Consider the following 10,721-nt stretch of genomic DNA (forward strand, 5'->3'; position numbering starts at 1 on the left):
ACGCCGCCGATACCGACCCGGTATCAGCTCAGACGCTGCTTGAGTGCGGAGAACTCGTCGGCGATGCCGCTGGGGAGCTTGTCCCCGACGAACGAGAACCACTCCTCGATCGAGGGGATCTCCTCGCGCCATTCGTCGACGTTCACCGCGAGCGACTCGGCGACGTCCTGCACGTCGACGTCGAGCCCGTCGAGGTCGAGGGCCTCGGGGGTGGCGACGACACCGATCGGCGTCTCGACACCCGACGCGCTGCCCTCGATGCGCTCGACGATCCACTTCAGCACGCGGCTGTTCTCGCCGAACCCGGGCCACAGGAAGCGCTTGTCGTCTCCGCGGCGGAACCAGTTGACGTAGAACACCTTCGGCAGCTTCGACTCGTCGGCGTTCTTGCCGATGTCGATCCAGTGCTGCAGGTAGTCGCCGACGTTGTAGCCGAGGAACGGGAGCATCGCCATCGGGTCGCGACGGACGGTGCCGACCTTGCCCTCGGCCGCGGCGGTCTGCTCGGACCCGACGGTGGCACCCATGAACACGCCGTGCTGCCAGTCGCGGGCCTCGGTGACGAGGGGGACGGTCGTCTTGCGGCGTCCGCCGAAGAGGATGGCCGAGATGGGCACACCCTGCGGGTCGTCCCACTCGGGCGCCATGATCGGGCACTGGCTCATCGGGGTGCAGTACCGCGAGTTCGGGTGCGCCGCAGGGCCGTCGGAGTCGGGCGTCCAGTCCTGTCCGCGCCAGTCGATGAGGTGGTCGTGCTCGCCCTCGAGGCCCTCCCACCACACGTCACCGTCGTCGGTCTTCGCGACGTTCGTGTAGATCGTGTTGCCGGCCTCGACGGTCTTCATCGCGTTCGGGTTCGACGACCAGTTGGTGCCGGGCGCGACACCGAAGAACCCGAACTCCGGGTTCACGGCGTACAGACGGCCGTCCTTGCCGAACCGCATCCACGCGATGTCGTCGCCGAGGGTCTCGGCGCGCCAGCCGGGGATGGTGGGCTGGATCATCGCGAGGTTCGTCTTGCCGCAGGCGCTCGGGAACGCGGCGGCGATGTAGTAGGCCTTGTCCTCGGGGCTGATCAGCTTGAGGATCAGCATGTGCTCGGCGAGCCAGCCCTCGTCGTGGGCCATCGCCGACGCGATGCGCAGCGAGTAACACTTCTTGCCGAGGAGAGCGTTGCCGCCGTATCCCGACCCGAAGGACCAGATCTCGCGCTCCTCGGGGAAGTGGGTGATGTACTTCGTCGAGTTGCAGGGCCACGGCACGTCGGCCTGACCCTCCTCCAGCGGCGCGCCCAGCGAGTGCAGCGCCTTGACGAAGAACCGGTCCTCACCGAGCGCCTCGACGACCTTCGGCCCGACGCGGGTCATGACGCGCATCGACAGGACGACGTACTCCGAGTCGGTGATCTCGACACCGAGCTTCGGGTCCTCGGCGCCCAGCGGGCCCATGCAGAAGGGGATGACGAACATCGTGCGGCCGCGCATGCAGCCGCGGTACAGCTCGGTCATCGTCGCGCGCATCTCGGCGGGGTCGACCCAGTTGTTGGTCGGGCCGGCGTCCTCCTCGCGGTGCGAGCAGATGAACGTCCGGGACTCCACACGGGCGACGTCGGCGGGGTCGGAGTGGGCCAGGAACGAGTTGGGCTTCTTCTCCTCGTTCAGCTTCGTGATGGTGCCGGCGGCCTGCAGGTCGGCGGTCAGACGATCCCACTCGGCGTCGCTGCCGTCGGACCAGACGACGCGGTCGGGCTGGGTCAGCTCGGCGACCTCGGCCACCCAGCGGAGCAGTTCCGCGTGCTTCGTCGGGGCACTGTCGGGATCGAGTCCGGGGATGGTCGCCGAGGTCATTCGTCTACTCCTGGTGGCCGTCAATGCGGTCAAGCGGCCGACGGGCGGGACTCCCCGTCCGCCGACACGCCGCAGTGTCTGTTTGTCCAGGTTACCGGTCGGGTGCGGGCCCGATCCACACGGGTGAGCGATCGCACGCTCGGGTGCGCGGCCGGTGTCAGTCGAGCCGACCGACGTGGGTGCGTATCCACTCGCCGGTCGCGCCGTCGAGCGTGTGGGTCTCGACGGCGCCGTCGCCGTGGACCTCGGTGATCGCGTCGACGCGACCGTCGTGATCGGTGTCGGTGTAGACGGTCATGCCGTCGGGTCCGACGCGGGTGAGCGAGTCGGCCACGCCGTCGGCGTCGGTGTCGGTCTCGGCGGGACCCAGGTCCCAGATGCGGTCGCCGTCGGCCATCCAGAGATGGTCGTGGGCATCGGGCAGGGGTGTGACGACGTGGGCGGCGACCTCGACCACGGGGTCGCCGTGGTCGTCGGGGTCGCCGGATCCGTCGAGATGGGTGTGGACGTCCATCAGGTCCTCTCGGGTCGTGCGCCGGACATCTCCTGTGGGTTGGACGCACCGACGCGGCGATCGGTTCCACCGGCCGCACGACGGATCCGGTCGTCGATGTCGGCCACCTCCCGCGCCGCCTGTCCCGACCGTCGCTCCGCATGGCGCAGCACCCGACCGGTGATCACCGTCTCGGCGTCGGCGACCCGGACGGCCACGTCCTGGTCGATCACGGACCGCGCCTCGGCGAGCGACGCGGTCGTCGCCGCGCGCACCCGTGTCCGGAGCGCCGACCGGCGTCGCACCGAGGTGATGACGAGACCGATCGCCAGCCCGATCACCAGCGCCAACGGGGTGCTGATCTGACGGACGACCTCCACCTCGACGAACGGTTCGACGAGGAACCGGGCGACGGCGAAACCCGAGGCGGCACCGAGCAGCGCGCCGACGACCTCCTCGGTGGGCGCCCCGGCCGGGGGCGGATCACGCAGGACGATCGGCGAGGCCGGCGCGGTCGGCTCCGGCCGGAACGGTTCGACCCCGAGCAGGACCGCCGCGCGCAGCCGGTCGAGGTCGTCGTCGACGGCCTCGAGCACCTCCGACTGCAGGTGGTGCACGCGCTCGGCGAGCCATCGTCGGTGGTCGGCGACGTGGCGGGCGCCCATCCGGGCGACCACACGGTCGGACTCCGCGGTGATCTCCCGCAGCCCGGCGGCGCTGTCGGCCGCCGCCGAGGCCCGGACGCGGGCGAGTCCGCTCCGGACGGCCGCGAGGCGGTCCGTGCGTCCCCGATCCCGACCCCGCACGATCCGCGCCCGCTGTCGCCGCAGGTCGGTGATCTCGTCCGACGCCGGACGCGGGACGGCCCGGGCGGGGCGAGGGGCCACCGGGCCCTCGGCCAGACACCCGCGGATCCACGCGGCGAGTGCGTCGACGCCGGACTCGTCGACCGCGCCGGCGACCGCGGCGGCCGCCGACACCGCGAACACCGGCAGGTCCTCGGACGGGTCCAGCACCGACCGCGACGCACGGGCGACCGTCGGCCAGTCCCAGAACGCGTCGACCTTGGTCACCACGATCGCGACGTGCCCCACCGTGGACCGGAGGGCACGCATCGCAGCGAGGTCGTCGTCGCCGGCGAGCGCCGACGGCTCGAGCACCAGCAACCCGACGGTCGCGGACCGGGCGGCGAGGGCCTCCGCGGGCACGGCCGCGACCGACAGCGAGCCGTCGACCGCGGCGAGGGCATGCGCCAGCGTCCGCGCACCGGAGCGCGGGACACCGGTCACGACGACGCGGGTCACCGGCTCACCTGCGCGAGTGTCGTCTCGATGGGGTCGCGTTCCACGCCGGCAGCGGCGAGGCGGTCGAGCAGTCCGGCCACCACCTCCCGGCGATGGGCCTCGACAGCGGCGGCCATGGAGTCGAGGACAGGTCGCAGGGCCGCGAACCCGCTCTCCGCGACCAGCAGCCGGTTCAGGTCGCGGGCGCCGGGCCGGCGGCCCTCCTCTCGGGCCACGGCGATCTCGTCGGTGGCCACGAGCAGTCCGTACTGGTCGAGCCGACGCAGCAGGCCCGTCCGCAGGCGCCGTTCGTCCCCGTCGCCGACGACGAAGGTCGCCGCCATCGACGGGACCGGCTCGTCCGCGTCGACCATCCCGTGCAGGAAGGCCACCTCGTCGTCGGAGAGGTCGACACACCCCAGGACCGCCGACACCGGGTGGACCGGCACCCCCACCACCGCTGCGCACTCGCGTGCACGCTCCAGCGCGGCGTCGGGATCACCGAGCGTGTCGGCCTTCGCGAGGACCACGACCGTGCGGTCGGCGGGGAGACGACGCAGCGCCGCGACATCCTCCGACCGCGGCCACCCGACGAGGGCGTGGCACCAGACGTCGGCGTCGTCGAGGTCGTCGCCGGGCACGATCGGAGCGACCCCGAGCCGGTCCCGCAGCGCGCGAGCCAGAGTGTCGCGGCCCGCGCCCGGACGTCCCCGGACCGCGACACGGACGGGGCCGTCGCGTACGCGTCGAGCTCGTCGGGCGAGGGGCTCGTCGGGGTGACGACGCAGGATCTCGTCGACCGCCGACAGCAGGACGGGGTCCACCCACTCCCCTCTCTGACACCATGTCTCCCGTGGAGAACCCCGAGACCGGCACGACCCGCACCGCGGGCGCCGACGCGCTCGCCGACCACGAGGCACGCGCCCGCCTCTACCCGCGGGTCACCAGCTTCCGGTCGCGGCGCGGGACGCTGACGCCGGCCCAGCAGCAGAACTGGGAAGCATTGTGGCCGATCATCGGCCGCGACGCCACGGTCAGCGCCTCCGCCGACACGGCCGGCGAACCCCTCGACCTGCCCGCGTGGTTCGGGCGCCAGGCGCCCCTGATCATGGAGATCGGGTGCGGCACCGGCACCGCCACCGCCGCGATGGCGGCCGCCGAGCCGCAGTTCGACGTGCTGGCCGTCGAGGTCTACAAGCCGGGCCTGGCCCAGCTGGTCGGGATGATCGCCCGCGGCGACATCGGCAACATCCGGATCATCCGCGGCGACGCGGTCGTCGTGCTCCGCGAGATGCTCGACCCCGCGTCCCTGACCGGCGTACGCATCTTCTTCCCCGACCCCTGGCCGAAGGCCCGTCACCACAAGCGGCGACTGATCCAGCCCGGGACCATCGACCTGCTGGCACGGGTCCTCGCCGACGGCGGGGTGCTGCACATCGCCACCGACCACGCCGACTACGCGGAGTGGATCGCGGAGGTACTCGCCGACCAGGACGTCTTCGTCCCACTGGAGGGCGACGCCCCGTTCTCCCTCGACCGGCCGACCACGAAGTTCGAGGGTCGCGCCGACCGGGAGGGCCGGTCGGTCACCGAGTTCGTGCTGTCCCGGGTGGCGCGCGACGAGGCAGGGAGCGACTCGTGAGCGGGAACCCGAACGTCGCACAGACCATCTCCGGCTCCAGTACCGCACGCCGGGTGCTGCTGGTGTGGGACGCACCGAATCTCGACATGGGGCTCGGCGCGATCCTCGGCGGACGCCCGACCGCCGCCCACCGCCCCCGTTTCGACGCCCTCGGCCGGTGGCTGCTCGGCGAGACGGCTGAGATCTCGCGCACACTCCCCGACGACGAGCACGACGTCGAACCCGAGGCGACGGTGTTCACCAACATCGCCCCGGGCAGCGCCGAGGTGGTCCGCCCCTGGGTCGAGGCGCTGCGCAACGTCGGCTTCGCCGTCTTCGCGAAGCCCAAGCTCACCGAGGACTCCGACGTCGACGCCGACATGCTCGACCACATCGAGTTGCGTCGACACACCGTCGGGCTGGCGGGGTTGTACGTCGCCTCGGCGGACGGGCAGGCATTCCGTACCCTGGCCGAGGACGTCGCCGCCGAGGGCGTGCCGGTGACGGTGCTGGGGTTCCGGGAACACGCGAGTTGGGCGGTCACCTCCGAGGTGATCTCCTTCGTGGACCTGGAGGACATAGCGGGGGTCTTCCGCGAGCCGTTGCCGCGGATCAATCTCGACTCGCTGCCGGACGAGGGCGCCTGGCTCGCCCCGTTCCGACCGCTGTCCGCGCTGCTCAGCGGCCGTAACCAGGGGTAGACGTGCACCGGTGGGACAATCGGTGCGATCGATCCGACCGACGAGAGAGGACGTGAGCGGTGTTCGGAGCCATCGGCACCTTCGTCTACCGACTTCGCTTCGCCGTCATCGCCGTCCTGATCGTGGTGATGGGTGGACTCGGGCTGTACGGACTGGGGCTCGGGAAGAACCTCAGTCAGAGCGGCTTCTTCGACGACGGCTCGCAGTCGGTGAAGGGCTCCCAGCTCGCCGACTCGACCTTCGGCCGTGACCACAAGTCCGACATCGTCCTGCTGATCACCCCACCGGCCGGGACCACGGTCGACAACGCGCAGTTCGGGGCCAAGGTCGAGAACTTCGTCGACGCGCTCATCACCGCGCATCCGACCATCGTCAACCGCGACGACCCCGGCATCATCGACCCGTTCGCCCCGGCCACCGGGCCCGCGGCCCTGGCCGCGCAGTCGCAGATCCGCGCGCAGACGTTCGACGCGTCGAAGCAACACGCGTTCATCTCGATCGGCGTCAAGGGCGACGACGACACGACGATCCTGAACAACTTCAAGACGATCGAACCGTTCTTCGACAACATCGCCGGACGGTTCGACCTACAGGGCACGACGTTCCAACTCGCCGGCCTGCAACCGGTGGCCAGCGCCATCTCCAACGGCGTCGCGAAGGACACCTCCCGCGCCGAACTCGTGGCGCTGCCACTCGTGGCCGTGATGCTGTTCTTCATCTTCGGTGGCGTCGTCGCCGCCGTGCTGCCGGTCATCATCGGTGGCCTCACCATCGCCGGCGCCACCGGCATCCTCAACGGCCTGACGCAGGTCACCGAGGTCAACTTCTTCGCCCAGCCGGTCATCTCGCTCATCGGCCTCGGCATCGCCATCGACTACGGCCTGTTCATCGTCAGCCGGTTCCGAGAAGAGCTCGCCGAGGGCTATCCACCACCGCTCGCGGTGAAACGCACGGTGATGACCGCGGGCCAGACCGTCGTCTTCTCCGCGACGATCATCATCGCCGCGCTGGCCTGCGTGCTCATCTACCCACAGGGCTTCCTCAAGTCGGTCGCCTACGGCGCCATCTGCGCCGTCGGACTCGCGGCCCTGCTGTCCATCACCGTCCTGCCGGCGATCCTGGCCATCCTGGGACGCCGGATCGACGCGCTCGGCTTCAAGTTCTTGCGGCGCACGAAGCCGAAGAAGGAGATCGAGAACGGGCCGTGGGGTCGTCTCGCGGGCTGGGTCATGCGCCACCCGCTGAAGACGGCCATCCCGACGGTCCTGCTGCTGCTCGTGCTGATCGTCCCGTTCAGCAACATCTCGTTCGGTGGCATCACCGAGAAGTACCTGCCGCCGGACAACGCGTTCCGCACCGCGCAGGAGGACTTCGACCGCATCTTCCCGACGCAGCGGACCGAGGAGATCAAGCTCGTCGTCCGCTACGACGAGAACAGCTCGTCCGACGGCGCGAAGCTGCAGCAGATCGCGAACGAGGCCAACAAGATCCCCGGCTTCACCAAGCCGTTCAGCCTCGACTCCAGCCAGGGTGCGCTCACCGGCACCATCCCGAACACGTCGACCGGTGTGGTCCAGATGTCGGCCGGCCTGGTCAACCGCGACCTCACCGCCGACGCGGTGAAGGCGTTGCGCGGCATCGACACCCAGGGCCTGACGATGTACGTCGCCGGTACGCCCGCGCTGACACAGGACTCCATCGACACCCTGCTCGACGACCTCCCGCTGATGGCCGTCCTGCTGATCGTCGTGACGTTCCTGCTGATGTTCCTGCAGTTCGGGTCGGTGGTGTTGCCCATCAAGGCAGCGCTGATGTCGGCGCTGGGCCTGGGGTCCACGCTGGGCGTCCTGACCTGGATCTTCATCGACGGCCACGGCGCCGGGCTGTTCAACTTCACGCCCGGACCGCTCATGTCGGCGGTGCTCGTGCTGATCATCGCGATCATCTATGGCCTGTCCACCGACTACGAGGTGTTCCTGTTGTCCCGCATGGTGGAGGCGCGACAGCAGGGCGCGACGACGACCGAGGCGATCCGCAGCGGCACCGCCCACACCGGTCGCATCATCACCGCGGCCGCGGCCATCCTCGTGGTGGTCGTCGGTGCCTTCGGCTTCTCCGAGATCGTGATGATGAAGTACATCGCGTTCGGCATCATCGCCGCGCTCATCCTCGACGCCACCGTCATCCGCATGCTGCTCGTGCCGGCCGTCATGAAGCTCCTCGGCGACGACTGCTGGTGGGCGCCGCGCTGGATGCAGACCGTCCAGCGCAAGATCGGCCTCGGCGAGACGGTGCTCGAGGACGAGCCCGGCCGGATCGTCGCCCCGGGTGCGCCGCGCGACGCGGGCACCGTCGTGTCGCAGGTCCCGACGACCGCACTCGCCACCGCGGGCGGTCGTCCCCCGGTGCGGGGACCCGTGCGCCGGCCGGACGGTCCCGACGCACCCCGTCGCGCCGAACCCGCCCGTGTCGATCCCGCGAGGGTCGGCCCCGTCGTCGGCGACCGACGCGGCGCCCCGCGTCCCGAGCCCGGGCGACCGGCCGGCCCGCCGGACGCCCGCCCCGCCGCACGACCTGCCCCGCGTCCCGAGCCGCGTCGGGAACCCACCCGCGCACAGGACGACTCGGGGCGACGCCCACCACCGCCGCCGGACAGCGGACCCCTCGCCCCGCGGGGTGTCGGCCGCCCGCACCGGTCGCCCGTCGGCGGGTCACGACCGGCGCCCTCCGGGTCGTCGTCGCGTCCCGACACCGGCGGCTGGAGCCTCGGCGACAGCGGGATCCGGCTGAACAGCGCGATCCGTGACGAGCCCGCTCCCGCCCGTACCGGCAACGGCGCGAGTCCGAACGGGGCGGCTCCTCGCGGGTCGGCGTCGAACGGCGCGCCACGCCCTGCGTCGCCGCCCCCGCCGCGACGTCCCGAGCCGGCCGCCCCGCGTCCCGAGGCCCGCGACGACGGCGGACGACGCCACAAGCGCGAGGGCGAGAGCCAGATCAGCGTGCAGGAACTGCTGCGCCGCCGCGCTGGCCGCGACGGCGATCAGGGCTGACGGTCACACCGCGCGGACACGGGCCTGTCGCGCGCCGACGGCGAGCAACACCAGGCCCGCTGCCACGAAGGCGCCGACGCGGAACGCGCCGTCGAGCGTCGCGAGGTCGAACGTGACGAGCTTGGCGACCGCCGCACCGGCGAGCGTCAGTGCGCCCGCGGTCGGTGCGCGGCGCGCCGGGCCCGCGGGCATCCGAGCCGTGAGCGCGAGGACCACCGACGCCGCGACGACCCACAACACGGTCGCGGCCATGTGGCCGGCGAGGAACCCGGCGCCCGGTCCACCCAGCGACACGCCGACGGTGACCGGCGTCGCGGTCAGCCCGTAGAGGGCGACTGCGCCGGCGGCGATCGACGCCCCCGGCCTCTGACGGTGCAACCCGCCCTGCGCGGCCGCGGCACCGATGAGGAGCAGGCTCGCGACGATCGCCGACGCCGTCTGACCGTCCGTTCGGGAGATGGGGGTGGCCAGCGTCTCGACCGGCACCGACCACCCGAGGTAGGCGATCGTCCCGACCGCTGTGAGCCCCGTCCCGACCGCGGCGACCACCCGATCGCCCCGCCCGACGACGGTCACGACCGCGGCGAGCGCGAGAAGTGCGGGCACGGCCACGGGCGCGTCGACCGCCGTCGGGATCGCGATCACCGACGCGACCGCCGCGAGACAGGCCCACGTGGTCCGGACCGCCGACGGGGCCGCCCACGCGACCAGTGCCGCCGCCGCGACCGCGACGGCGGCGAGCACCGACGCGGCGAGGCCTCGCCCGAGTGCGAGCCCACAGACGAGCGCCGGGGCGCACCCCACGGCCGATGCGAGTGCCGCGGCCGTCTCCGACACCCGGCGTGTCACCGCCGAGACACCCGCCACGAGGCCGGCCGCCGCTGTCGAGGCGCAGGCCACGGCGAGCAGCGACCCGCCGTCGAGGTCGGAGAGGTGCGCTGCGACGACCGCCGCGATCGCCCACAGGGACGACCCCGCGACACCGGCGACCGGGAGCGCCGCCCACGGGGTGCGGTGTGACGTCGCGGCGCAGGCGACCGCGACGACGAGCATGAACCAGACGAGCCCGAGGTCGACGCCACCGGCCACGAGCGGCGCGACCCCGATCAGGGGCGCGACGGTGATCAACGCGAGCCGCTCGGACCGCCACGCCCGCGCCCACGCGACACCGGCGCCGGCGACCGCGGCGGCGAGGACGAGACCGACCGCGGTCGGGACCCAGTGGTACAGCCGGGTCACCGCGACGACGTCGAGATAGGCGGTGGCGATCCCGGTGGCGGCGAGCGCGACGGCGCCGACCTCCGCGCCGCGGGCGCGGCAGCGGACGGCGAGGGCCGCGAGGCACGTCGCGAACAGCGCCCCGGCGCCGACGCGGACCTCGGGCCGCAGCAGGCCGGCCTGCGCGGCGAGCGCCAGCAGCAACCCGACGCCGACGACGGTCACAGCGACGCCCGTCACGGCGAGCACCGTCCCGACGAGCCGCCCGTCCTCGGCCGCGCGGCTGAGCCACGACCTCCGGGGCGGGGGCGGCTGGACCGCCGGCGGCGCCGGGGTCCATGCCGGCGCGGGAGTCGGCGCGACGGGCGCCGGTGGCGGCACTGCCTGCATCGCCGCCAGTTCCGCGGCGATCTGGGACGTGCGGTGGGACAGGTGCGCGCACTCCTGCGCGAGACGCTGCAGGTGGGCGGGGTGGGGGTACGGGGCTGTCATGCGCCGATCGTCGTCG

The 10,721-nt window shown here is 72.3% G+C and carries 8 protein-coding genes; 3 read left to right on the forward strand and 5 right to left on the reverse strand.

The genetic code is table 11. From position 1 onward, the window contains the following. Positions 1-23: 23 nt before the first annotated feature. The 4 genes from LX12_RS04160 to LX12_RS04175 form a co-directional block, all read right to left on the reverse strand. On the reverse strand, positions 24-1,847 hold the full coding sequence (locus LX12_RS04160) for a phosphoenolpyruvate carboxykinase (GTP) (protein WP_253653279.1): 1,824 nt from the start codon (positions 1,845-1,847) through the stop codon (positions 24-26). Positions 1,848-2,004: 157 nt separating this feature from the next. After that, positions 2,005-2,361: a DUF6802 family protein gene (locus LX12_RS04165; RefSeq protein WP_253653280.1), complete on the reverse strand. Its 357-nt coding sequence runs from the start codon at positions 2,359-2,361 to the stop codon at positions 2,005-2,007. Further along, entirely contained in the window at positions 2,361-3,644 is a 1,284-nt protein-coding gene (locus LX12_RS04170; RefSeq protein WP_253653281.1) for a hypothetical protein, read from the reverse strand. Before LX12_RS04170 ends, LX12_RS04165 begins: the two co-directional genes overlap by 1 nt. Further along, positions 3,641-4,447, reverse strand: coding sequence for a hypothetical protein (locus tag LX12_RS04175; RefSeq protein WP_253653282.1), 807 nt, complete (start codon positions 4,445-4,447; stop codon positions 3,641-3,643). Before LX12_RS04175 ends, LX12_RS04170 begins: the two co-directional genes overlap by 4 nt. Positions 4,448-4,467: 20 nt before the next feature. Here LX12_RS04175 and trmB point away from each other — a divergent pair, with 20 nt between their 5' ends. Genes trmB through LX12_RS04190 form a run of 3 tightly spaced genes read left to right on the forward strand, consistent with a single transcriptional unit; the run spans position 4,468 to position 8,995 of the window. Then, positions 4,468-5,265 carry a tRNA (guanosine(46)-N7)-methyltransferase TrmB gene (trmB, locus tag LX12_RS04180; protein ID WP_372504923.1) on the forward strand — a complete coding sequence of 266 codons (798 nt, stop codon included), beginning with the start codon at positions 4,468-4,470 and terminating at the stop codon, positions 5,263-5,265. Next, a complete protein-coding gene (locus tag LX12_RS04185; RefSeq protein WP_253653284.1) occupies positions 5,262-5,945 on the forward strand; it encodes an NYN domain-containing protein in 684 nt (227 codons plus the stop codon). The genes trmB and LX12_RS04185 overlap by 4 nt, the downstream gene beginning before the upstream one ends. A gap of 59 nt (positions 5,946-6,004) precedes the next feature. After that, positions 6,005-8,995, forward strand: coding sequence for an MMPL family transporter (locus tag LX12_RS04190; protein WP_253653285.1), 2,991 nt, complete (start codon positions 6,005-6,007; stop codon positions 8,993-8,995). A gap of 3 nt (positions 8,996-8,998) precedes the next feature. Here LX12_RS04190 and LX12_RS04195 read toward each other — a convergent pair whose 3' ends face one another. Beyond that, on the reverse strand, positions 8,999-10,705 hold the full coding sequence (locus LX12_RS04195) for a DUF2339 domain-containing protein (protein ID WP_253653286.1): 1,707 nt from the start codon (positions 10,703-10,705) through the stop codon (positions 8,999-9,001). Positions 10,706-10,721 lie beyond the last annotated feature (16 nt).

Origin of the sequence: Williamsia serinedens (assembly GCF_024171725.1) — a bacterium.
Taxonomy (GTDB): domain Bacteria; phylum Actinomycetota; class Actinomycetes; order Mycobacteriales; family Mycobacteriaceae; genus Williamsia_A; species Williamsia_A serinedens.